The organism is Kitasatospora sp. NPDC059599 (assembly GCF_042735125.1).
Taxonomy (GTDB): Bacteria; Actinomycetota; Actinomycetes; order Streptomycetales; family Streptomycetaceae; genus Kitasatospora.
In genome coordinates this window covers 21,839-47,040 of record NZ_JBHWCL010000067.1, presented here as the reverse complement: position 1 = coordinate 47,040, position 25,202 = coordinate 21,839, and the positions used below count along the sequence as shown (strand labels likewise).

Sequence of the window (25,202 nt, the reverse complement as noted above, 5' to 3'; positions counted from 1 at the left end):
GCCTTCCGTCATCCACCGTTCCCGGCAGGTCAGTTGGGCACGAGGGTGACCGGCATGGTGGCGTAGCCGCTGAGGAAGTTGGAGTAGACCCGGGTCGGTTCCCCGGCCGGGCGGATCTCCGCCACGTGCTCCTTCAGTCCGTCCAGCATCCCGGCCAGCTCGGCCTTCGCCAGGTACGCGCCCATGCAGTAGTGCGGGCCGTGGGCGAAGGTCAGGTGCTTGTTGGCGTTGCCGCGGTCCAGCCGGAACTCGTCCGGCGCGTCGAAGACCCGCTCGTCCCGGTTGGCGGAGCCGTTCCACATCGTGACGATGTCGCCGGCCTCGATGAACTCGCCGTGCAGCAGCATGTCGGCGGTGGCCCGCCGACCGCTGTGCAGGGTGGGCGTGGTCCAGCGGAGGATCTCCTCGACCGCGGCGTCGGTGGAGACCGCGCCGCTGCGCAGCGCCTCCCACTGCTCGGGGTGGTGCGCCAGCGCGTGCACGCCGCCGACCATGGCGAGCCGGGTGGTCTCCAGGCCGCCGATTATGATGCTGTAGCAGTTGAAGATCACCTCCTCGCGGGTGAGCCGGCGGTCGCCGACGCTCTGCTCGACCAGCACGCTGACCACGTCCTCGCCCGGCTCGCGGGTGCGCAGCCGGGCCAGTTCGGAGATGTACAGCAGCAGGTCGTTGCGGGCCGCCCAGGTACCCTCCTCGGACGGCGAGCCGTCGGTGGCGGCGAGTGCGCCGGAGGTCATCGGGATCAGCTTCGGGCGGTCCTCCGCGGGCACGCCGAGCAGGTCGCAGATGGCCGCCAGCGGGATGTCGGCGGCCACGTCGCGGCCGAAGTCGCACTGCTCGGACTTGGTGGCTTCGAGGACCAGCTGCCGGACGCCGTTGCGCGCGGCCTCCACGGTGGCGGTCAGCGCGCGCGGGGTGAACGGCCGGGTGAGGATGCCGCGCAGCGCGGTGTGGTCCGGGCCGTCGGTGACGGTCAGCATCTGGCCGACCGCCGAGTCGTTGTCCGCCTGCAGCGTCTCCAGCATGTTGCCGTGCGCCGAGGTGAACGAGGTGTTGTCCTTGTAGAGGGTCTCCATGTCCTCCCTGCGCGTGACGACCCAGAAGCCCTCGCCGCGTCCGGTCTCGCGGTGCCGGTACAGCGGGGCGTCGTCGCGCAGGCGGCGCCAGACCTCGGTGAGGTCGCGGGTGGCGTGCAGCACCGGATCGGCGAGGTCGATCCGGTCCAGCTCGTCGGGGTCCTGGACGGGACGGGTGTCCATGGTCACTTGCCGCCTTCGGGAGCGTCCTGGTCGGGCCGCGGCTGCGGCGCGAGGGGGCCGGGGAAGAACGCGGTGGTGGCGCCGGCCGTCTCGCCGCCGTCCACCACGAACTCCTGGCCGGTGACGAACGTCGCCTGGTCGGAGGCGAGGAAGTGGAAGACCCCGGCGATCTCCTCCGGGGAGGCGTGCCGGCGCGCCGGGATGCGCTCGTTGACCTCGTCGAGCATCGCGTCGGTGTACTCGGCGCGCTGCATCGGGGTCAGCACGGCGCCGGGGGTGACGCACGCGGTGCGCACCAGCGGGCTGAGCTCCATGGCGAAGGTCTGGCAGAGCGAGGCGACGCCCGCCTTGGTGGCGTTGTACGGCGCGTAGAGCGGGTAGCCGCGGCTGCCGTTGACCGAGGCGGTGGCGAGCAGCACGCCGTGGCCCTGCTCCAGCATGTACGGGGCCGAGTGCCGCCACAGCGCGAGCACGCCGACCAGGTTGACGTCGACGGCGCGCCGCACGTCGGCCTCGGTCAGCTCCAGCACGCTGCCGCGGATGCTGATGCCGGCGTTGGCGATCACCACGTCGAGGCCGCCCCGGGCGGCGTGCACGGCGTCGACGGCCTCCTTGACCGCCTGCCAGTCGGCGACGTCGACCTGGAGGAAGCTCACCGTGCCGGGACCGCCGTCCAGGTCCGCCGCCGGGGCCCCGGGCTTGCTGATGTCGAGGTTCACCACGTGGTCGCCGGAGGCGGCGAACCGCTCGGCGGTGGCCTTCCCGATGCCGCTGGAGGCGCCGGAGACGATGACTGTGCGCATGGGGAGAGGGCCTTTCGAGGGGCGCCGGGCCCGGCCGCCGGAGCGACCGGGTCCCGGCTGGGTGTGCGGTGTACGGGGTGCGGGGTGCGGAGCCGGGGCCCGGCCCTCGGGATCAGACGATGACCCGGTGCCGGTCGGGGGCGTAACCGGCCAGGTTGCGGCGGAGGTTGCGGCTGACGGTGATCTTCTTCAGCCAGCGGTCGGTGCCGTCGTAGCGGGCCTTGAAGGAGCGCCGGCCGTGCGCGGCCTGGTAGTTGTCCACGACCAGCAGGGTGCCGGGGCCGACCACGACCTCCTGCTGGACCCGGGTCAGCTCGGCCATCAGCCGGTCCAGGGCCTCGACGGCCTCCCGGTCGTCCCCGGCGCAGCGCATGAACGGCAGGTCGATGCGCAGGTACGGGGAGAGGCCGTCGCCGAACAGCGCGCTGGTGGGTGCGGGGTCGTCGGCCATCCGGCGGAGCTTGGCGAGCGCCGGGTGGCCGGGGTCCGAGGTCTCCAGCTGCCGGATGTGCTCGGTGTCCGGGAGGATGTGGTACCGGTCCTGGGAGAGCACCTCCCGGGTGCGGTCGTCGAGTTCGACGTCCCGGACGGAGGCGACGATGGTCGGCACCGCGTCGGCGTTGCGCAGGCCGAGCAGGATCAGGTAGTCGCAGCGGTTGGGGTGGAAGCCGTCCTCGGTGTGGAACTCCAGGAGGGCCTCGCTGCCGTAGCCGCTCTGCCGGTCCTCGTCGCCGCGGATCGGCAGCACGTTCTGGATGATGCTGCCCTCCTGGAGGGTGGCCCAGCCGAAGGGCTCGCCCAGGGCCAGGCCGACCAGCGCGAGCATGGCCTCCTGGGTGCGGGCCGATTCCAGCGCGATGGCGTCGCGCCAGTGCCCGGGGGTCGGGCCGAGTTCGACGTCGTCCACCGGGAGCCCGTGCACCAGGCAGGCGGCGGCGGGCTCGCGGCGGCGGAAGTCGGCCAGGAAGGCCTGCAGGCCGACCGGCAGCATCCGGTCGAACTGCCAGGCGCGGTCGTAGAACTGCTCGTCCAGCGGGTTGCCGCAGTCGTCGGCGATCTTGTGTGCGGCGAGGGCCAGTTCGGCGGCCTCGTCCGCGCTCAGGGTGTACTCGGCCAGCCGGCCCCGGAACGGGGTCGGAGCGCTGGCAGTGGACGGTTCGTGACGGGTCATCGGGCGTTCCCTTGCTGTTCTCCGACCGGTTCGGCCGGGTGGGCGGACGGATGGTCCTGTGCCGCCTGCCCGGGGCAGGCGGCGGGGCGGTGTCACGGGCGGAGGGCCGAGCAGGGTCCCGGCTGGCTCCGCCGCCCGGGTCGGTCAGTCCTCTTGGGCGAACTTGGCGATGAACTCGTCGAGTTCGTCCTGGTCGAGGTCGACGAGCGGCTCCTCGGCCTCCTCGTCGGCGCTCTGCGGCGCCGACTCGGTGACCACGGCGGCCAGTTCGGCGACGGACTTGTGGGTGAAGACGTCCCGCGGGGAGATCTCCAGCCCGGCCTCGCGCGCCGCGGTGACCAGCTTGATCGACATGATCGAGTCGCCGCCGAGCGCGAAGAAGCTGTCGTCGATGCCGATCCGCTCGACCTGGAGCACGTCGACGAACAGCTGCCGCAGCAGTTCCTCGCGCGGGGTGCGCGGCGCCCGGCTGCCCTCGGCCGCGGCGAAGCGGGGGGCGGGCAGCGCGGCCCGGTCCAGCTTGCCGTGCGGCGTGGTGGGCAGCTCGGGGATCTCGACCACGGCGGCCGGCACCATGTACTCCGGCAGGTGGGCGGCGACCCGCTCGCGCAGCGCGGCGGGGTCGGTGCCGTCCGGCCCGGCCGGGACCACGTAGGCGACCAGCTGTCGCGAACCGGGGGTGTCCTCGCGCAGCTGCACGGTGGCGTGCCGCACGCCCGGGTCGGCGGCCAGCACGGCCTCGATCTCGCCCGGTTCGATCCGGAAGCCGCGCAGCTTCACCTGGTCGTCGGCGCGGCGCACGTAGTCCAGCCGGCCGTCCGGCAGCCAGCGGGCGATGTCGCCGGTGCGGTACATCCGGTCGCCCGGCGCGCCGAACGGGTCGGCGACGTAGCGGCTCGCGGTGAGGTCGGGCCGGTGCAGGTAGCCGCGGGCCAGGCCGGCGCCGGAGATGTACACCTCGCCGGGCACACCGGCCGGCAGCGGGCGCAGGCAGTGGTCCAGGACCCGGATCCGGGCGCCGACCACCGGGACGCCGATCGACACGGCGACGCCGGGCTCCAGCGGTCCGCCGACGGTCGCGATGATCGTCGTCTCGGTCGGGCCGTAGATGTTCAGCATCCGCCGGCCCGGGGCCCAGCGGGCCACCAGTTCGGGCGGCAGGACCTCGCCGCCGGTGACGAGGGTGATCCCCTCCGGGAGGCTGCCGTCGGCCATCGCTGCCAGCGAGGACGGCGGGATGGTCAGGGTCTGCACGCCGGTGCGGGCCACCCAGTCGGCCAGCGGCTGCCCGGGCAGCATCTCGTCGTAACTGCCGACGACCACGCAGGAGCCGCTCAGCAGCGCGGTGTTGAGCTCGCCCATGGCGCCGTCGAAGCTGGGCGAGGCGAACCACAGCACCTTGCGGCCGGGGCCGAGGTCCAGGTGGCGCCGCTGGGTGGCGAGGAAGCTCGCCAGGCCGGCGTGGGTGACCAGGACGCCCTTGGGGCGGCCGGTGGAGCCCGAGGTGAAGATGATGTACGCGCCGCAGGTGGGCAGCAGCGGGCGGCCGCGCTCGGCGTCGGTGACCTCACCGGACGGGGTGTCCGCCGGGGCGGTCAGCCGGTCCGTGGTCACCACCCGGTCGCGCAGCTCCGCCGGGATCCCGTCCACGGCGTCGGGCGCGGCCAGGATCAGGTCCGGCCGGGCGTCGGTGAGCATGAACCCGATCCGGTCCGCCGGGTAGTCGGTGTCCACCGGCATGTGGACGGAGCCGCTCTTCCAGATCGCCAGGATGGTGGTGACCAGTTCGGCGGTGCGGGGCAGGAGGACCGCGACGATGCGCTCCGGGCCGGCCCCGTGCGAGAGCAGGACGCGCGCCAGCCGGTCGGACCGGGCGTCGAGTTCGGCGTAGCTCAGCTCCTCGGTGCCGGTCAGCACGGCGGGTGCCCCGGGGTGCTCGGCGACCCGCTCGGCGAACAGCGCCGGGATGGTGGCCGCGGGCGCGGCGGGGGCGGTCGCCGCCCACCGTTCCAGGACGGCCTCCCGGGTCGGCGCAGCCAGCAGTTCCAGCGCGGCGAGCCGGGTCCCCGGCGCCTCGGCGAAGGTCTCCAGCACCCGCAGCACCGAGGCCAGCAGGTCGCCCGCCTCGGCCTCGCCGTACAGGTCGGTGCGGTAGTGGAGCTTGACGTCCAGTTGCTCGCCCGGGCGCACCAGCAGTCGCAGCGGGTAGTGGGCGGAGCCGGGGACGGACGGCTCGCGCAGTCCGATGCCCAGGCCGGGGACGGGCTCGCGCACCTCGGCGTGGTCGATGCCGGCGTTCTCGAAGCCGACGATGGTGTCGAAGAGTTCGCCGAGCCCGACCGCCCGCTGGATCTCGGGCAGCCCGAGGTGGTGGTGGGCGATCAGCTCGGACTGCTCGGTCTGCATCCGGACCAGGGCGGCGGACAGCGGCTCCGCCGGGTCGAGCACGGCCCGGAACGGCACGGTGTTCATGACCAGGCCGATCGCGTCCTCGATGCCGGGCAGCTCGGGGGAGCGCCCGGACACCGAGGCGCCGAAGACGACGTCGCCCCGGCCGGTCAGCCGCTCCAGGGCGATCGCCCAGGCGCCGTTCAGCAGGGTGTTCACGGTGATCCCGGCGGCCCGGGCCGCGGCGGTGATCCGGGCCGAGGATCCGGCGTCCAGGACCGCGTGGGCGGTGCCCTGCGCGGCGAGCACCGACAGGTCGGCGTGCGGGGCGACCAGCGTGGGCTCGTCCAGGCCCGCGAGGGCCCCGGCCCAGGCCCGCTCGGCCGCCGCGCCGTCCCGGCCGGCCAGCCAGGCGAGCACCCGGCGGAACGGCACCGGCTCGGGCAGCCCCTCGGCGGAGCCGCCGGCGGCGTACGCGGTGAACAGCTCGCGGTAGAACAGCGGCACCGACCAGCCGTCCAGCAGGATGTGGTGGTCCGTCACGACCAGGACGTGGCGGTCCCCGGCGAGCCGGACCAGCAGCGCCCGCAGCAGCGGGGCGGAGCCGATCGGGAACGGCCGGTCGTGCTCCTCGGCCACCAGTTCCCCGACCCGGCGGTCCTGTTCCGCGAGGGCCAGGGCGGCGAGGTCGACCTCCCGCCAGGGCACCTCGACCCGCTCGGGGATCACCTGCACGGCCCGGCCGGAGCGCAGCCGCGCGAAGCGGGCGCGAAGGTTGGCGTGCCGGCCGAGGACCGTGTCGAAGGCGGCGCGCAGGACGGCGGGCGCCACCTCCCCGTCCAGGTCGAAGACCTGCTGGGTGACGTACGGGTCGACCCGGTCGGGCGCGAGCAGGGCGTGGAAGCTCATGCCCTGCTGGAGCGAGGTCAGCGGCCACACCTCGACGGCGTCGGGATGGGCGGCGTCGACCTCGGCGCGTTCCTCGGCGGTCAGCTCCGGCAGCGGGCCGTCGGCCGGCGGTTCGGCACCGGTGTCCCCGGCGTCGGCGGCCCGGGCGGCGGCGGCCAGGGCGGCCACCGTGCGGTGCAGGAAGACGTCCCGGGGGCTCAGCGCGAGCCCGGCCCGGCGGGCCAGCGCGGAGAGCCGCATGGACAGCAGCGAGTCGCCGCCCAGGTTGAAGAAGTTGTCGTGGATGCCGATCCGCTCGACCCGCAGCACCTCGGCGAACAGGCCGTGGAGCAGTTCCTCCTGCTCGTCGCGCGGCTCGCCGCCGGCGCCGTCGCCCTCGAAGCCGACGGCGGGCAGCGCCGCCTTGTCCACCTTGCCGTTGACGGTCGTCGGCAGCTCGTCCAGGACGACCACGGCGCTCGGCACCATGTAGCCGGGCAGCACCTCGGCGGCCCGGGCCCGCAGCGCCCGCCCGTCGGCGGTGGCGCCGGGCGCGGCGACCACGTAGGCGACCAGCACCGGGGATCCGGGGCGGTCCTCGCGGGCCACCGCGACGGCGTGCCGCACCTCGGGCGCGGCGGCCAGCACGGCCTCGATCTCGCCCGGTTCGACCCGGAAGCCGCGGATCTTGATCTGGTCGTCGGTGCGGCCGAGGAAGACCAGGGTGCCGTCGTCGTCGCGCTGGGCGCGGTCGCCGGTGCGGTACATCCGGGTGCCCGGCGCGCCGAACGGGTCGGCGACGAAGCGCTCGGCGGTGAGCACCCGCTGCCCGAGGTAGCCGCGGGCGAGGCCGGCGCCGGCCAGGTACAGCTCGCCGGTCACGCCCGGCGGGACGGGCCGCAGCGCGTCGTCCAGCAGGTGCGCCCGCAGGTTGTCGGCGGGGCCGCCGATCACCGGGTGCTCGTGCGCCGCGAAGCGGGCGTACATCGGGTCGACGGTGCACTCGGCGGGCCCGTAGAGGTTGTACGCGGACAGGCCCCGGGTGTCGCGCAGCCGCCGCCACAGCGGCTCGTCGACGGCCTCGCCGCCGAGCGCGAGGACGCGGACCGTACGGCCCTCGTCGAGCAGTCCCTCGGCGATCAGCTGGCGGGCGAAGCTCGGCGTGGTGTCCAGCACCTCGATGCCGTGCCGGGTGACGTGGTCGAGCAGGGCGTGCGGGTCGGCCCGCAGCTCCTCCTCGATCATGTGCAGCTCGTGGCCGCCGACCATCCACAGCAGCTGGCTCCACGAGGCGTCGAACACCAGGGAGTTGGTCAGCGCGGCGCGCAGCGGACGGCCGGCCGCCGCCTGCTCCGGCTCGAACAGGTGGTTGCGGTGGCTGTGGAACATGTTGGCCAGCGACCGGTGTTCGATCGCGACGCCCTTGGGGCGGCCGGTGGAGCCGGAGGTGTAGACGGCGTAGGCCAGGTGGTCCGGGCGCAGCGGGGCGAGTCGGTCGGCGTCGGTGAGGACGGCGCCGTTCTCCTCCCGGGGGAGTTCGTCCGGCAGCACCCGCTCGGTGCCGCCGGGCAGCCGGGCGGCGGCCGCGGCGGTGGTGACGACGAGGTGCGGGCGCAGTTCGCCGAAGACGGCGGCGATCCGCTCGACGGGCTGTTCCAGGTCGACCGGGACGTACACCGCACCGGACTTGAGGATCGCCAGCAGGGCGACGACGGCCCCGGCGGTGCGCGGCAGGGCCATCACCACGGGCCGTTCGGGGGCGGCGCCGCGGGCGACCAGCTGCCGGGCGAGCCGGTTGGCGGCGGTGTCGAGTTCGGCGAAGGTCAGCTTCTCGGCGCCGCAGCTGACGGCGGGCGCGTCCGGGGTGCGGGCGGCCTGGGCCTCGAACAGGTCGACCAGGGTGCCGGGCGGTGTGGCGACGGGGGCCGGGGCGGCGGCCCGGTCGATGCGGCGGCGTTCCTCGGCGGTGAGCAGCGGCAGCCGGCCGACCGGGGTGTCCGGCCGGTCGACGGCGTGCCCGACGAGCAGGGCGAGGCGTTCCAGCAGGGCCTCGGCCCGCTCCTTCGGGTACAGGTCGGGGCGGTGGTTGAGCTCGAAGACGGTGGTGGGGCCGGGGAAGACGGCGAGGCTGAGCGGGTAGTGGGTGCCTTCCGGGACCTCGTCGACGGCCTCACCGGCAAGGGCGAGGCGCAGACCGGCAACTTCGACGCCGCGGGCGGAGGCCGGCAGCGGGAAGTTCTCGAAGGCGAGGGTGGTGTCGAACAGGCTGTCGTGGCCGCTGATCCGGTGGATGTCGGCGAGGCCGAGCCAGGAGTGCTCGCCGAGTTCGGACTGCTCGTCCTGGATGCGGTCGAGCAGGGCGCCGAACGGCTCGGTGGGGTCGATCCGGACCCGGGCCGGGACGGTGTTGATCAGCAGGCCGACGACCCGGTCCACGCCGGGGACGGCGGCCGGGCGGTCGGCGACGGTGCAGCCGAAGACCACGTCGTCGCTGCCGGTCATCAGGGCGAGCAGCAGCGACCAGGCGCCCTGGATCACGGTGTTGACGGTGAGGTTGCGGCTGCGGGCGGCCTCGGCCAGCGCGCGGGAGCGTTCCTCGTCGAGCTCCAGGCGGATCCGGCGCTGGGAGACGCCGCCGGCGGCCGGTTCGGCGCCGCGGCCGAGCAGGGTCGGGCCCTCCAGGCCGGCCAGTGCCTTGCCCCAGGCGGCCTCGGTGGCGCCGCGGTTGCGGGCGCCCAGCCAGCCGAGGTAGTCGCCGACGGAGACCGCCGGGTCCAGGGCGGTGGCGTCGCCGCCGTGGTGGAGGATCCGGAACAGGTCCTCGACGACCACCGGCATCGACCAGCCGTCCATCAGGATGTGGTGGTTGGTCAGCACGAGGACGTGCCGGTCGGCGGCCAGGGCGACCAGGGTGAAGCGCAGCAGTGGCGGCTGGGTCATCTCGAAGCGGCGGTGGCGCTCCTCGGTGAGCACCTCCCGGAGCCGGGCCTGCTGCCCGGCCGGGTCGAGGCCGGTGAGGTCGGTCTCGGTCCACGGCAGTTCCACCTGGGACGCCACGGCCTGGAACGGCTCGCCCGAGCGGCGCTGCAGGAACCCGACGCGCAGGGCGGGGTGGCGGGCCACGACCAGTTCGCAGGCACGGCGCAGCGCGGCCCGGTCGAGCGGTCCGGTCAGCTCGATCGGGAGCTGCATGTTGTAGTGGTCGACGCCCTCCTGTCCGCCGTCGTACAGGGCGTGGAAGAGCATGCCCTCCTGCAGCGGCGTCAACGGCCAGATCGCGTCGAACGAGGTCGGCTTCATTTCCCACTTCTCCAGTGCGCTTCGAGTTCGGCGAGCTCGTCGGCGTCGAGTTCGATCCGGGGCGCCGCCGGCGGGGCGACGGCGGCCTCGGGCTCGGTCTCGGTGGCGACTTCCGCCAGAGCCGCCACGGTGCGGTGACGGAACACGTCCCGTGGGGTGAGGGACAGGCCTGCGATCCGGGCCCGGCCGGCCAGCCGGGTGGAGGCGATGGAGTCGCCGCCCAGGTCGAAGAAGTTGTCGTCGATGCCCACCTGCTGTCCGTCGAGCACCTCGGTGAAGAGGCGGCAGAGCAGGCGCTCGCGGTCGGTGCGCGGCTCGCGCCGCTCCCGTCGGCCCGCCTGCGGGGCGGGCAGGGCGGCCCGGTCGAGCTTGCCGTTGGGGGTGAGCGGCAGGGCGGCGAGCGACACGATCGCGGACGGGACCATGTACTCGGGCAGTTGCTCCGCGACCTGCTTGCGGGCGGTGTCCAGGTCGGGCACCGCGCCGGGCCGGGGCACGGCGTACGAGACGATGCGCGGGCTGCCGGGGACGTCCTCGCGGACGACCGTGGCGACCTGCCGGATGCCGTCCACCGCGGACAGTGCCGAGTCGATCTCGCCGAGTTCGATCCGGTGGCCGCGGATCTTCACCTGGTGGTCGGCGCGGTCGAGGTAGCGCACCGCGCCGTCGGGGCGGCGCACGCCGAGGTCGCCGGTGCGGTACATCCGGGTGCCGGGCCGGCCGAAGGGGTCGGGGACGAACCGTTCGGCGGTCAGCAGGGGACGGCGGGTGTAGCCGTCGGTCACGCCGGTGCCGGCGATGTAGATCTCGCCGGGCAGGCCGGCCGGGACCGGGCGCAGGGCTCCGTCCAGCAGGTACACCCGCAGGTTGTCGGCGGGGCTGCCGACCGGGACGTCGGCGGTTCCGGTCTCCGACCCGGCCTGCCAGGTGGTGGTGTAGACGGAGACCTCGGTCGGGCCGTACAGGTTGTGCAGGCCGGCGTCGGTGGCCGTGCGGAAACGTTCCACCAGACCGGCGGTCATCTTCTCGCCGCCGCAGAACACCTGGCGCAGGCTGTCGCACCCGGCGGCGCCGGGCTCCAGCAGGAACAGCTCCAGGGTGGACGGCACGAACTGCGCGGTGTGGATCCGCTCGGTGCGGATCAGCTCCGGCAGGTAGCCGGGGTGCTGGTCGGCCTCCGGCAGCGCGACCACCATCGTCGCGCCGACGTGCAGGGTCCAGAAGATCTCCCACACCGACGGGTCGAAGCTGATCGAGGTGCGCTGCAGCACCCGGTCGCCGGGCGCCAGCGGGAAGCGCCGCTGCATCCAGCGCAGGTAGTTCACGATGCCGCGGTGGGCGACCACGATGCCCTTGGGGCGGCCGGTGGACCCGGACGTGAAGATCACGTACGAGGTGTGCACCGGGTCGACCGCGCGGTCCGGCGCCGGGCCCGCGCCCTCCCGCGCCGACAGCTCGGCGAAGCTCCGCCCGTCCAGGGTGAGCGCCGGACGGGCGTCCTCGGTCATCGCCCGCACCCGCTCCGGCGGGTACTCCGGGTCCAGCGGGAGGTAGGCGGCGCCGGTGCGCAGCACCGCGAGCAGCGCCACGACCAGGTCCACCCCGCGCGGCAGGGCCACCGCGACCACGTCGCCCGGGCCGATCCCGTCGGCGGCCATGGCCGCGGCCAACCGGCCGGAGAGCGCGTGGAGTTCGGCGTAGCTGACCCGGCGCTCGCCGTACACCACGGCCTCGGCGTCCGGGGTGCGGCGGGCCTGCGCGGTGAACAGCCCGTGCAGGGTGCCCTCCTCGTGCGCCACGGCGGTCTCGTTGCACGCCCCGACCAGCTCCCGGCGCTCCTCGGCGTCGACCAACTCGACGCGCCCGAGCGGAAGTCCGGGCTGCGCGACGAAGGCCCGCAGGTACCGCTCCAGCCGCTCCAGCAGTGCCTGCGCCTGCTCGGCGGTGTACAGGTCGTCGCGGTAGGTCAGCTCCAGCCGCAGCTGCGGGCCGGGGTGGACGATCAGGCTGAGCGGGTAGTGGGTGACGCCCGTGCGGTCGGACTCCGCGACCGCGATCTCCAGCCCCGGCAGGGTGCGGCGGATCGCCTCGCGGTCGGCCGGCGCGTTCTCGAACACCATGGTGGTGTCGAAGAGTTCACCGAGGCCGAGGCCGCGCTGGATGTCGGCCAGGCCCAGGTGGTGGTGCGCGCCGAGCCCGGCCTGCTCGGCCTGGACCTCGGTGAGCAGCTCGGACAGCGTCCGCTCGGCGGAGAGCCTGACCCGCACCGGGACGGTGTTCATCACCAGGCCGACCAGGTCCTGCATCCCGGCCAGCTGCGGCGGCCGGGCGGAGACCGAGGCGCCGAAGACCACGTCGTCCCGGCCGGTCAGCTGCCCGAGCAGCGCCGCCCAGGCGCCCTGGAAGACGGTGTTCACCGTCAGGCCGGCCGTACGGGCGCTGCGGCCCAGGTCCGCGGAGAGCTTCCCGGACAGCGACCGGCGGATCAGCGCGGGCATCTCGGTGGTCAGCGGCGCCCCCGGGGCGACCAGGCAGGGCTGCTCGATCCCGGCCAGCGCGCGCTTCCAGGCGTCCGCGGCAGGCCCCTTCGGCTGGCGGTCCTGCCAGCGCAGGTAGGCCGCGAAGGAGACCTTCCCGGACGGCTCGGAGACCTCGGAGTAGCCCGCGAACAGGTCCTTCAGCATGATCCCGACGGACCAGCCGTCGAACAGCACGTGGTGGCTGGTGAAGACCAGCAGGTGCCGGTCGTCGGCGGTGCTGATCACGGCGAACCGCAGCAGCGGCGGCTTCGCCAGGTCGAAGCGGGTCGCCTTGTCGGCGGCCAGCAGTTCGGCGGTGCGCGCCTCCTGCGCGTCGGCGCCGAGTGCGCGCAGGTCGTGCTCGGCCCAGGGCACCGCCACCGCGGCCGGGATGGTCTGCCGGGCCTCGCCCAGGCCGTCCAGCTCGAAGTGGGCGCGCAGCGCGTCGTGCCGGGCGACCAGCGCGTCGCAGGCGGCGTGCAGCCGGTCGAGCGCGACCTCGCCGGTCAGCTCGAACACCATCTGGCCGATGTACGGGTCGGCGCCGGTGTCGTCCGCGTACAGCGAGTGGAACAGCATGCCCTGCTGCAGCGGGGTCAGCGGCAGCCCCTCGGCCGGGCCGCCGGCGTCGGTCAGCAGCGACCGGTCGAGGTCCGCGGCGCGGCCGCCGTCGGCGACCGCGGCCATGGTGGCGGCGGTGCGGTAGGTCAGGACGTCCTGCGGGGTGAGCGCGAGCCCGGAGTTGACCGCCCGTGCGGCGAGCTGGACGGCGGTGATGGAGTCGCCGCCCAGGTCGAAGAAGCTGTCGTCGATGCCGATCTCGTCCGCGCCGAGCACCTCGTGCAGCAGCTCGCACATGACGGTCTCGGTCCGGGTGCGCGGCGGCCGGCGGGTGGCGCCGCCGCGGATGTCGGGCTCGGGCAGCGCGTCCCGGTCGATCTTGTTGTTGGAGGTGAGCGGGAAGGCGTCCAGGGCGACGACGGCGGCGGGCACCATGTGCTCCGGCAGCGTCCGGCCGACCCAGGCGCGCAGTTCGGCGGGCTCCACCCCGGCGTCGGGCGCGGGCACCACGTAGGCGACCAGTCGGCGCGCACTGCCCTGCGCGGCGCGGGCCACCACGGCGGCCCGGGCGACCGAGGGGTGCGCGGTGAGTCTGGACTCGACCTCCCCGAGCTCGACCCGGAAGCCGCGGATCTTCACCTGGTGGTCGCTGCGGCCGACGAAGTGCAGCTTGCCGTCCGGCCCCCAGGAGCCGTTGTCGCCGGTGCGGTACATCCGGCTGCCGGGCGGGCCCCACGGGTCCGCGACGAAGCGCTGCGAGGTCAGGTCGGGCCGGCGGTGGTAGCCGACCGAGACGCCGGGGCCGGCCAGATGGATCTCGCCGGTCACGCCGGGCGGCACCGGGCGCAGCAGCGCGTCCAGGACGTACACCCGGGCGTTGTGCAGCGGGGAGCCGATCGACGGGGTGCCGGGGCCGGTCAGCGGGCCGGTCATGGTGGTGAACACGGTGCTCTCGGTGGCGCCGTACACGTTGTGCAGCCGGTGCGCGCCGCCCCAGCGGCGGACCAGCTCGGCCGGCAGCGCCTCCGCGCCGACCGCGATGATCAGGTCGTCCGGCAGCGAGCCGGGCGGGAAGGCCGCCAGCACCGACGGCACGGTGCCCACGCAGCTGACCCGGTGCTCGGCGATGAAGTCGGCCAGCTGCGGGCCGGGCATCAGCCTCGGCGGGGCGATCACCGCGCAGCCGCCGCTCATCAGCCAGACCGACAACTCCCACATCGACGGGTCGAAGCTGGGCGAGCTGATCATCAGCACCCGCTCGCCCTCGCGCAGCGCCAGCACGCCGGGCTGGGACTCGGCGAAGTCGGCCAGGCCGGTGTGCGGCACCAGCACGCCCTTGGGGCGGCCGGTGGAGCCCGAGGTGTAGATCATGTACGCGATGTCGGCCGGGGTCGGCGCGGTCGGCGGCGCCGGCTCGGCGGGGTCGGCGGCGTCCAGCGCGGCGGCCACCGCGGCGTCGTCGAGGTGCACCGCGGCCAGGCCGTCGCGGGCCGGGAGCCCGTCGGCGTGCCGGGTGATCATCAGGTCGGGCCGGGCGTCGGACAGCATCCCGTCCACCCGGTCCGCCGGGTAGCCGGGGTCCACCGGGAAGTAGACGGCGCCGGCCTTCATCACCGCGAGCAGCGCCACCAGGTTGTCCAGGCCGCGCGGCAGGGCGACGGCGACGAAGCCGCCGCGGTGCACCCCGCGCTCCACCAGCATCCGGGCCAGCCGGTTCACCCGGGCGTCGAGTTCGCGGTAGGTGAGGGTCCGGCCCTCGAACTCCACCGCGTCGGCGTCCGGGGTGCGCGCCGCCGAGCGCTCGAACAGCTGCGGCAGGGTGACCCGCTCGGTCGGCCACTCGGTGTCGTTGAAGTCGTTCACCACCCGGTCCTGCTCGACCGCCGTCGCCAGCTGGAGGCGGGCCAGCGGGGTGTCCGGGTCGGCCTCGGCCAGGCGGTGCAGGAAGGCCAGCAGCCGGACGGTGTGGGCGTCCAGGTCGGCCTGGTCGTAGCGGGCCTCGTTGCCCTCCAGGCGGACGTGCTGCCCGCCGGCCGGATCGGGGAACAGGGTGAGGACCAGGTCGGGGACCTGCCCGGCGTTGAGGCCGGTCACCGTCGCGGGGAAGCCGGCCAGCTCGGTGCGGTCGCCGGTGGGCACCAGGTTGAGCGCCGCGTGGAACAGCCGGTCGCCCGCGTCGCGCATGCCCAGCTCGCGCCGGATGTGCTCGTGCGGGAAGCGCTGGTGGGTGAGCAGTTCGCCGAGCCGCGCGGAGGTGTGGTCGATCAGCTCACCCACCGTCATCCCCGGGTCCAGCCGGACGCGCAGCGGCAGTTCGTTGGCGAGCATGCCCGGGGTGGTGCGGGCCGCGTCGGTGCGCCGGACGGTGGCGGTCAGCCCCAGCACCAGGTCCTGGTGGCCGCTCAGGCCGCTGAGGTAGGCGGCGACGCCGGCCGCGACCACGGCCGTCCAGTCGGTGCGCCGGCGCCGGCCGAGCTTGCGCAGGGCGGTCGCGTACGTCGAGGTCAGCAGGGTCTGGGCGCGCAGCACGTCGCCCACCCAGTCGGCGGCGCGGGCGGCCACGGTGACCGGCTCGGGCCGGTCGGCCATCCGCTCCAGCCAGTACGCACGGTCCGCCCCGTACTGCTCCGAGGCCAGGTACGCGGCCTCCTCCACGGGCAGCAGCAGGGACGATGGCAGCGGGCGGCCGCCCGGCTCCTCGCCGGCGACCATCGCCTTGTAGAGCGCGTTGATCCGCTCGGTGAGGATGGCCAGGCCCTGGATGTCGGTCAGCACGTGGTGGTAGCTGCTGTACCAGAACCAGTGCCCGGGACCGAGCCTGAGCAGCACGTCCTCGCCCACCGGCCCGTGCCGCAGGTCGTACGTGGTGCTCATCCGGTCGGCGATCCACCGGTGGGCGGCCAGCTCCGGGTCGGCCCGGTCCGCGAGGTCGACGACGTCCCAGCCGGCGTTCGAGCGGCCCAGGTACTCCTGGTACGGGCCGTCCGCGTCCTCGCCCAGCCGCACCTCGAAGACCTGGCTCTCGGCGTGCGCCTGCCGGATCGCGCGGTGCCACAGCTCCGGGTCGAGCGGGCCGCGGATCTCGAAGCGGCGCACCAGGTTGAACCGCGGCGAGTCCGGCGCGAACTGCTGGGCGAGCCACAGCGCCCGGCCGGCGGCGGTCAGCGGCGTCCGGTCCCCGGCCCGGCGGACCGACGGGTGCGGACCGGATCCTTCTTGATCGCTTGCCCGGTACACACCTGGCTCCTCTCCGCGGCGGTCGGCCGGCGGCCCGGGCGGCCTCCCGGCCGGTGGCCCGGGACCGCGCTCACAGTTCTCGCCGCCGATGCTTGCGCGCGAGCAGTGAACCGACCAGGAAACTGACCGGCAATCGACCTTGCTGGTCCGGGCCGCGCGGCGGACCGGAGTTGCCCGCTCGATTCCTGGCTTCCTGCCCGTACGAACCGGAGGATGCGGCCTGGGCGGCAGCCACGTTGCTCGGAAGAATGCAAGGATCTGGGAGGAATCGGTCAATGAGCATCCCCGACAGGGCCCTGCTGGACTGGGTCGAGGAGGCCTCGGAGGAGCGCGGCCTGCACTTCGCCGGTCCGGGTGACTCCTGGGAGTTCCACAGCTACGCCGAGCTGGCCGACAAGGTGCTGCGCACGGCCGAGGCCCTGCGCGCCGCCGGTGCCCGGGACGGCGACGTGGTGGCCGTGGTCCAGCGCTGCAGCCCCGGCTTCGTCGCGACGTTCTTCGGCGCCATCGCGGCGGGCTGCACGCCGTGCTCGATCGCGCCGCCGTTCGCGTTCCAGCGCGGCGGCGAGTACGCGGAGCACGCGCGGGCCCTCTTCGACACCGCCCAGCCCCGGGTGATCGTCTGCGACGAGGAGTCGCGGAGCTCCGTGCGCACCGTCACCGAGGGGCTCGACCTGCCCGAGCCGGTGGTCTTCGACGCCTTCATCGCCGACGTCGAGCCGGCCCCGAAGCCGTACCCCCCGGCCGAGTTCGCGCTGCTGCAGTTCACCTCCGGCTCCAGCGGCCGCTCCCGCGGCGTCCTGGTCGGCCACGAGGCGCTGACCAACGACGTGAACGCGATGCACCGTTGGCTGGAGTGGCTCCCGGAGTACTCGGGCGCCTCCTGGCTGCCGGTGCACCACGACATGGGCCTGATCGGCTGCATGGTCAACTTCGTCACGATGAGCTGCGACGGCTGGATGATGCAGCCGGAGGACTTCATCCGCTCCCCGCTGCGCTACCTGCGCTGCATCAGCGACAACAAGGTCGGGCTGACCGCGATGCCCAACTTCGGCCTGGCGTACATCCTGCACCGGGTGAAGCCGGCCCAGCTGGAGGGCCTGGACTTCTCCTCCTTCCGCTCGCTGATCCTCGGCGCGGAACGGATCGACCCGCAGGTCCTGGAGGGCTTCGAGGCGCTGCTCGGCCCGCACGGCTTCGACCGGCGCGCGCTGCTGCCCGCGTACGGCGGCGCGGAGGCCACCCTGGCGGTCACCGGCCTGCCGATCGGCGAGGGCTGGAGCGAGGTCACCCTGGAGGGCGACCAGGCCGGGCGCTTCGTCGGCTGCGGCCGTCCGCTGCGCGGTGTGACGGTCACCGTGGTGGACGACGAGGGCGCCGAGGTGGCGGACCGCGTGGTCGGCGAGGTGCTGGTGAGCGGGAACACCCTCGGCACCCGCTACCAGGGCGCCGCGGGCACGGCCTCCGGCACGGTGCTCGACGGCGGCGTGCTGCACACCGGCGACGCCGGCTTCCTGCACGAGGGCCAGCTCTACGTGGTCGGCCGGCTCGGCGACGGCGTCAAGGTCCGCGGCAAGATGGTCTTCGCCGAGAGCCTGGAGGCCAAGCTCCACGAACTCGGCATCCCCCAGCGGCGGGTGGCCGTCCTGCTGGGCCACCGCGAGGACCGCGCGACCGGCGTGGTCGTCCTGGAGAAGCCCGACCCGCAGTGGCAGGCCGCCGCGCACGCGGTGCTCTCCGAGGCCCTCGGCAACGAGGCCGACCTGCTCGCCGTCGAGGTGCCGCGCGGCGGCCTCGCCGTCACCTCCAGCGGCAAGCCGCGCCGCCGGGTCATGTGGGCGGCGCTGACCGCCGGCGACCTGGGCGGCGACATCCGGAGCCTGACGCCGGCCTGACCGACCCGGCCCGCCCCGGAAGCGCCGCCCCGCCGCCTCAGGCCGCCGAGCCGGCGGGCACGCGCTTCCGGGACCGGACGGTGACGACCAGCGTGCGCGCCAACAGCATCGCGCCGAACGAGATGGCCAGGAAGCCGAACCCGGTCCGGATGTCCTGGTTCTGCCCGACCTTGAAGAAGGCCGTCCGGGAGACCAGCAGGCCCGCCCAGACCGCCACCGCGTACAGGCCGCCCTTGAACACGGCGTACCCGGCGGCGTCCCGGGTCAGCGGGAGCAGCGCGCCGTACGCCACGCCCAGCACCAGACCGACCCCGGTGATCGCCGCACCGAGCCCGATCGAGGCGCCGCTCCGGTGCTGGTCGATCAGGTCGTCCTGGAGGGCTCCGACCGCGATCGGAATCAGCGGGAGCACCCACAGGAGAGCGGTTAAGCGCTGGTCCCTGAACTCGCGGACAAGTCCGAACAGCAGAACGGCTGCGGTCAGAATCTCGACCATGTTGTCTTTCACGGGGAAATCCCATCGTGTGTGAGGCGCCCGCGTCGGCACCGGTGCCGTGAGCACGGGCGCGGCCTCGTCAGATCGGCGCAGAGGCACCCTACTGCAGCCCCCGCCGGTGGAATAGGGACGTCTTCCGGACGCCTCCGCAGAACCGAATTCCCCTGGTGGAGACCGTTACACGCGATCGGCAGCTGGAATGCAATTCCGATTGCCGGGCACTTGCCTGGCCGGGCCGCGCGGCAGCCGGAAGCATGGCCGACGCGGGCCTGCCGGACGGCCCCGGACACCTCTGATGTGCCCCAGCCCCACTGCCCCGGCGATCCCGGCCGGTCCGCGCCGGACGTCGCCCGCGGACCGCGCGACCGCAACCCGCCCCGGTTGGAGACCACCCAGTGCCTGCCCACGACTCACCGCTGGAAGCGGTCCTTCCGCTCGCGCCCCTGCAGGAGGGGCTGTTCTTCCACTCGCTGCTCGGCCAGGACGGCGTCGACGCGTACGTCAGCCAGGCCGCGCTGCGGCTGGACGGCCCGCTCGACCGGGACCGCCTGCGCGCCGCCTGCCGGGCCGTGGTCCACCGGCACGCCGCGCTGCGCACCTCCTTCCAGCAGCGGAAGAACGGGCAGGCCGTGCAACTGGTGCACCGCAAGGTCACCGCGCCGGTCACCGAACTCGACCTGGACGGCGCCGCGGACGCCGACCTGGCCCGCCACCTCACCGAGGAGCGGCTGCGCGGCTTCGACCTGGGCGCCCCGCCGCTGATCCGCTTCTCGATCGTCCGGACCGCCCCCGAGTCGCACGTCCTCGCCCTGACGCATCATCACATCCTGCTGGACGGCTGGTCGTTGTCGACCGTGCTGCGCGACCTGGTGACGATCTACGCGGCCGGCGGCGACGACACCGCCCTGCCGAAGGCCGTCCCCGCCACCGGCTACCTCGCCTGGCTGGCCAAGCGCGACGCCCGGGTGTCCGAACAGGCGTGGCAGCTGGCCCTCGCCGGGCTCGAAGCGCCCACCGTGACCGGCCCCGAGCACACCGGCGCGGCCGAGGAACTCCCCGACCTGGTCACCGCCGAACTCCCCGCCGACCTCACCACCGCCGTCCGGGACGCCGCCCGGGCCCGCGGCCTGACCCTCAACACCGTCGCCCAGACGGCCTGGGCGCTCACCCTCGCCTCGCTGACCGGGAAGACCGACGTCGTCTTCGGACAGACCGTCTCGGTGCGCTCCGCCGCGGCCCCCCGGGTCGAGGAGATGGTCGGACTGCTCATCAACTCCGTTCCGGTGCGCGTGCGCCTGGACCCGGCCGAACCGCTGCACGCCCTGCTGGACCGGGTGCAGCGTGAACAGTCGGCGCTCACCGAACACCACCACCTCCCGCTGCCCGAGATCCAGCGGACCGCCGGCCACGGCACCCTCTTCGACACCTTCCTGGCGCTCGCCGACCCGGGCGGCAACGACCGCGCCGCCCGGCCGGTGGCCGGACTGCGGATCTCCCCGGTCGCCGACGACCTGGTGGCCGCCGACCCGAACGGCGCCCGCGGCTCCACCCACTACCCGCTCAGCCTGGTGGTCGTCCCCGGCGACCGGCTGATCCTCGAACTCACCCACCGCCGCGAGGTGTTCGACGCCGACCTGGCCCGCGGCGTGCTGCGCCGGCTGGAAGCCGCGCTCACCGCCCTCGCCACCGCCCCGGACACCCCGGTGGCCGCCCTCGACCTCCTCGACGACGCCGCCCGGGCCGCCCTGCCCGTCCCCGGCGTCCCGGCCCGCGGCCCCGCGCCCGTGACCACCGTGCCCGCACTGTTCGAGGCCCGGGTCGACGCGGCGCCGGACGCCGTCGCGCTCTCCGACCGGCACCGCACGCTCAGCTACCGGGACGCCAACGCCGCCGCCAACCGGATCGCCCGCGCCCTGATCGCGCGCGGCGTCGGACCCGAGTCCGTGGTCGCCGTCCTGCTCCCGCACGACGCCGACCTGGTCGTCGCCCTGCTCGGCGTGCTCAAGTCCGGCGCCGCCTACCTGCCGATCGACCCGGCCCTCCCGGCCGAACGGATCGCCTTCATGCTCCGGGACGCCCGGCCCGCCGCGGTGCTCACCGACCGCGCCCCCGGCGACCTCCCGGCCGAGGCACTGCGGCCCGCCGACCTCCTGGCCGAACCGCACCCGGACGGCAACGTCACCGACGCCGAACGGACCCGCCCGCTGCGCCCCGGCAACGGCGCCTACCTGATCTACACCTCCGGATCCACCGGCCGTCCCAAGGGCGTCCAGGTCGAACACCGCTCCGTCGGCGTCTACCTGGAGTTCGCCCGGAACACCTACCCGGGGCTCGCCGGGACCGCGATCGTGCAGTCCCCGATCTCCTTCGACTTCACCGTCACCGGCGTCTTCGGCGGCCTCACCGCCGGCGGCCGGGTGCACATGGCCGAACTCACCGAGACCGCCCCGGCCGGCCTCGGCCCGGCCACCTTCGCCAAGGTGACGCCCAGCCAGATGCCGCTGCTCGCGGACACCCACGCCTGGCTCTCGCCCACCCGCGACCTGGTGGTCGGCGGCGAACAGCTGTCCGGTGCGATGCTGCGCGCCTGGCGGGCCGGCAACCCGACCGCCACCGCCGTCAACGAGTACGGCCCGACCGAGGCCACCGTCGGCTGCATGGAGTTCCGCAGCGGCCCCGACGACCCGATCGCCCCCGGCGCCGTCCCGATCGGCAGGGCGATCCCGGGCGCCGCGATGCACGTCCTCGACACCTGGCTGCGGCCCGTCCCGGTCGGCGTGCCCGGCGAGGTCTACATCGCCGGACCGAGCCTGGCCCGCGGCTACGTGCGCCGCCCCGGCGTGACCGCCGAACGCTTCGTCGCCGACCCCTTCGGCGCGCCCGGCGAGCGGATGTACCGCACCGGCGACATCGCCCGCTGGGGCGCCGACGGCGAACTCGTCTACCTCGGCCGCGCCGACGACCAGGTCAAGATCCGCGGCCAGCGGGTGGAGCCCGCCGAGATCGAGGCGGAACTGTGCCGGCACCCGGCGGTGCGGCACTGCGTGGTCGTCGTCCAGGCCGGTCCGCCGGCCGACCGGCTGGTCGCCTACCTCGTCCTGGACGGCGCCGCCGAAGCCGCGGAACTGCGCGAGCACGTCGCCTCCCGGCTGCCCTCCGCCATGGTGCCGGACGCCTTCGTCCCCGTGCCGGAGATCCCGCTCACGCCCAACGGAAAGCTGGACCGCGCCGCGCTGCCGCCCGTCCCCGACCGGGCCGAGGACCGCGCCGGCGGCCGCCCGCCGCGCAACCGGATCGAGGAACTGCTGGTCAGGCTGTTCGGCGAGGTGCTGAACCGCGACGTCCGCTCCGTCCACGACGGCTTCTTCGAACTCGGCGGCGACTCGATCACCTCCCTGCAGCTGGTCGCCAAGGCGCGCGGCGCCGGCCTCGAACTGACCGCCAAGCAGGTCTTCGAGCACCGCACGGCGGCCGCGCTCGCCACGCTGTCCGGCCCCGCGGCCGGAACGGCCGCCCCGGTCACCCACGACGCCGGGGAAGGCGACTTCCCGGCGCCGCCCATCGTCCACCGGCTCCGCGAACTCGGAGGCCCCGTCGACGAGTTCAACCAGTCCACGCTGCTCACCGTGCCGCCCGGACTCGGCCTGGAACAACTGACCGGCGCGGTCCGCGCCCTGCTCGACCGGCACGGCGCGCTGCGCATGCGGCTCGCCGAGGACTGGTCGCTGACCGTCCCCCCGGCCGGCACCGGCGACCCGGCCCACCACGTCCGCCGGATCGACGTCGCCGGGCTCACCCCGGACGCCCTGGCCGCGGCCGTCACCGCACACGCCGCCGAGGCCGCCCACCGGCTCGACCCGCGCGCCGGGAACCTGCTCCAGGCCGTCTGGTTCGACGCCGGCACCGCCTCCGGCCGCCTCCTCGTCGTCGTCCACCACCTCGCCGTGGACGCCGTCTCCTGGCGCGTCCTGCTCCCCGACCTGCACGCCGCCTGGCAGGCCGCCGGCACCGGCGAACCCGCCCGGCTCGACCCGGTCCCCACCTCGCTGCGGCGCTGGTACGAGACCCTCGCCGACGCCGCCGGCCGCCCCCACGTCACGGCCCAGCTGGACCACTGGCGGCGCACCCTCACCGAGGCCGGCCCGCAGCTCACCGACCGCGCCGCCGACCCGGCCCGCGACGTGCACGGCGCCGCCCGCAGCCTGACCGTCGAACTCACCCCCGCCGAGACCGAGGCGCTGCTCACCACCCTGCCCACGGCCTTCCGCGCCGGCCCCGACGAGGTCCTGCTGACCGCCCTCGCCCTGGCCGCCGCCCGCTCCCGGGGCACCGGCGGACTCCTCGTCGACCTGGAGGGCCACGGCCGCCGGGACCTCGACGGCCTGGACCTCAGCCGCACCGTCGGCTGGCTCACCACCCTGCATCCGGTCCTGCTCACCCCCGGCACCGCCGCGCTCGACGACGCCGACCTGGCCCGCGCCCTCAAGGCCGTCAAGGAGCAGCTGCGCGGCGTGCCCGACCACGGCCTCGGCTACGGACTGCTGCGCTACCTCGACGACCACGGCCGCGCCGCCCTCGGCCCACTCCCCCACCCCCAGCTCGCCTTCAACTACCTCGGCCGGTTCACCGCCGGCCCCGAGGCGCACTGGCGCCCGGCCGGCGAGACCGCCGCCCCGCCCGTCCACCCCGACCAGCCGATGGCCCACCCGCTGGAGGTCAACGCGGTGGCCGAGGACGGCGGCCGCGGCCTGCGGCTGACCGCCACCTGGTCCTGGTCCCCCGGTCTGCTCGCCGAACACGAGGTCCGGGCCCTCGCCGAGGAGTGGACCACCGCACTGCGCGCCCTCGCCGCCTTCGCCGCCCGCCCGGCGGCCCACGGACTCACCCCCTCCGACGTGCCCCTGGTCCGGATCACCCAGGACGAACTGGACGCCCTCGCCCAGGACGGCCCGGTCGCCGACGTCCTCCCGCTCACCCCCACCCAGCAGGGCCTGCTCTTCCACGCCCGCTACGAACACGGCGCCCCCGACCTGCACACCGTCCAGACCGTGCTGGAACTCGACGGCGACCTGGACGCGGACCGGATGCGCACCGCCTTCCGGACCCTGGTCCGGCGCCACGAAGCCCTGCGCGCCCGCTTCGACCTGCTGCCCTCCGGCGAACCCGTGCAGGTCCTGGACGAACGCGTCGAAGCCCCCTGGCGCGAGCTCGACCTGCGCCGCGCCGACCAGGCCAAGCGGCGCGAGACCCTCGCCGAGGAACGCCGGGAACCGTTCGACCCGGCCCGCTCCCCGCTGGTCCGCGGTCTGCTGGCGCGCCTCGGCAAACGGCGCCACCTGCTGGTGCTGACGCTCCACCACATCCTCGTCGACGGCCGCTCCAGCGCGATCCTGCTGCGCGACCTGGCCCACCTGTACCGGCACGACGGCGACGACACCGACCTGCCCGACACCGTCCCGTACCGCCGGCACTTCGACTGGCTGGCCCGGCAGGACGCCGAAGCCTCGCGCGGCGCCTGGCAGAAGGCGCTGTCCGGTGCCGACCCGACCCTGCTCGTACCGGACGGCGACCCCGCGCGGGTCCACGCCCAACCGCTGCGGCGCACCGCGGAACTCCCCGAGGAGACCACCGAAGCCCTCCGCCGGGCCGCCCGCACACACGGCGTCACCCTCAACACGGTGGTCCAGGCGGCCTGGGCGCTCACCCTGCACCGCCTCACCGGGGCCCCCGAACCGGTCTTCGGCGCCACCGGGTCGATCCGCACCCCGGAACTGCCCGGCCACGAGGACCTGGTCGGCCTGCTCGTCACCACCGTGCCGGTCCGGGTGCGGCTGGACCCGGACACCGGGCTGGACACCCTGCTGCGGGACCTCCACCGGGAGCAGACCGAACTCGCCCCGCACCGGTACCTGGCGCTCGGCGAGATCCTGCGCGCCGCCGGCCAGCGCCGGCTCTTCGACAGCTGCCTGGTGTTCGAGAACTACGCCGCCGCCGAGGCGGTCGGGACGGCGCCCGCCCCCGGCCGGTCGTCCGGCGACCTGCGGATCGCCGACACCTACGGCCAGGACCCGTACCACTACCCGGTCCGGCTGACCGTCACCCCGGAGCAGCGGCTGCACCTCGCGCTCAGCCACCGGCCGGAACTGGTCCCGGCCGCGGTCGCGGAACGGGCCGGCGAACTGCTGGTCACGCTGCTGCACGCGATCGCCGAACGGCCGGCGGCGAAGGTCGGCGAACTGCTGCCCGACTCCGACGCCCTGCGGGCCGCCCGGGACACCCTGGCGGTGCTGGCCGCCGAGGCGATCGGCGCGGCGGGCCGCCCGGCCGGGCCGTCGGGCGCGTCCGGGGCGTCGGGCCCTGCCGGCTCATCCGGGTCGTCCGGGTCGTCGGGCTCGTCCGGCTCGTTCGGCTCGTCCGGTGGCGCCGAACCCGAACCCCTCGACGCGGACGACGACTTCTTCGCCCGCGGCGGCGACTCACTGGCCGCGCTGCGGCTGTCCGGCCGGATCGAGGCCGTGTTCGGCCACCCGGTCGACATCCGCGCGATCTTCCAACAGCGCACCCCGCGGCGCCTGGCCGCACTGTGCGTCCCGACCACCACCCGAACGGTCTTCGCGGACCCCGACACCCGCTGACCGCACCCTCCGGCCCGACCGGCCACGGGACCCGACCGCACCGATACGGC

8 protein-coding genes are annotated in these 25,202 nt (G+C 74.8%); 2 read left to right on the top strand and 6 right to left on the bottom strand.

Annotation, left to right across the window (positions count from 1 at the left end; genetic code table 11):
* Positions 1-29: 29 nt before the first annotated feature.
* From ACFV04_RS23240 to ACFV04_RS23220, 5 genes are all read right to left on the bottom strand, one after another.
* A complete protein-coding gene (locus ACFV04_RS23240) occupies positions 30-1,259 on the bottom strand; it encodes a cytochrome P450 (protein WP_380531764.1) in 1,230 nt (409 codons plus the stop codon).
* A 2-nt stretch (positions 1,260-1,261) separates the two neighbouring features.
* On the bottom strand, positions 1,262-2,062 hold the full coding sequence (locus tag ACFV04_RS23235) for an SDR family NAD(P)-dependent oxidoreductase (RefSeq protein WP_380531761.1): 801 nt from the start codon (positions 2,060-2,062) through the stop codon (positions 1,262-1,264).
* A gap of 112 nt (positions 2,063-2,174) precedes the next feature.
* Positions 2,175-3,233, bottom strand: coding sequence for a guanitoxin biosynthesis L-enduracididine beta-hydroxylase GntD (gene gntD, locus ACFV04_RS23230; RefSeq protein ID WP_380531758.1), 1,059 nt, complete (start codon positions 3,231-3,233; stop codon positions 2,175-2,177).
* A 144-nt stretch (positions 3,234-3,377) separates the two neighbouring features.
* Entirely contained in the window at positions 3,378-9,809 is a 6,432-nt protein-coding gene (locus ACFV04_RS23225; protein WP_380531756.1) for an amino acid adenylation domain-containing protein, read from the bottom strand.
* Complete coding sequence (locus ACFV04_RS23220; RefSeq protein WP_380531753.1) at positions 9,806-16,126, bottom strand: amino acid adenylation domain-containing protein; 6,321 nt, start codon at positions 16,124-16,126, stop codon at positions 9,806-9,808. Before ACFV04_RS23220 ends, ACFV04_RS23225 begins: the two co-directional genes overlap by 4 nt.
* A gap of 275 nt (positions 16,127-16,401) precedes the next feature.
* Between ACFV04_RS23220 and ACFV04_RS23215 the strand changes: the two genes are divergently transcribed.
* Positions 16,402-18,021, top strand: a complete 1,620-nt coding sequence (locus ACFV04_RS23215; protein WP_360253642.1) for an AMP-binding protein — start codon at positions 16,402-16,404, stop codon at positions 18,019-18,021.
* Between the two features lie 37 nt (positions 18,022-18,058).
* Here the strand turns inward: ACFV04_RS23215 and ACFV04_RS23210 are convergent, their stop codons facing one another.
* The gene (locus ACFV04_RS23210) at positions 18,059-18,517 is read right to left on the bottom strand and encodes a hypothetical protein (protein ID WP_360253644.1); all 459 of its coding nucleotides are present in this window, start codon (positions 18,515-18,517) and stop codon (positions 18,059-18,061) included.
* A 395-nt stretch (positions 18,518-18,912) separates the two neighbouring features.
* Between ACFV04_RS23210 and ACFV04_RS23205 the strand changes: the two genes are divergently transcribed.
* Complete coding sequence (locus ACFV04_RS23205; RefSeq protein WP_380531749.1) at positions 18,913-25,152, top strand: amino acid adenylation domain-containing protein; 6,240 nt, start codon at positions 18,913-18,915, stop codon at positions 25,150-25,152.
* The last annotated feature ends 50 nt before the right edge of the window (positions 25,153-25,202 follow it).

Bases quoted from the DNA above. Each gene is read 5' to 3' on its own strand.
- ACFV04_RS23240 (WP_380531764.1), bottom strand. From the start codon at position 1,259: ATGGACACCCGTCCCGTCCAGGACCCCGACGAGCTGGACCGGATCGAC.
- ACFV04_RS23235 (WP_380531761.1), bottom strand. From the start codon at position 2,062: ATGCGCACAGTCATCGTCTCCGGCGCCTCCAGCGGCATCGGGAAGGCC.
- gntD (WP_380531758.1), bottom strand. From the start codon at position 3,233: ATGACCCGTCACGAACCGTCCACTGCCAGCGCTCCGACCCCGTTCCGG.
- ACFV04_RS23225 (WP_380531756.1), bottom strand. From the start codon at position 9,809: ATGAAGCCGACCTCGTTCGACGCGATCTGGCCGTTGACGCCGCTGCAG.
- ACFV04_RS23215 (WP_360253642.1), top strand. From the start codon at position 16,402: ATGAGCATCCCCGACAGGGCCCTGCTGGACTGGGTCGAGGAGGCCTCG.
- ACFV04_RS23210 (WP_360253644.1), bottom strand. From the start codon at position 18,517: ATGGTCGAGATTCTGACCGCAGCCGTTCTGCTGTTCGGACTTGTCCGC.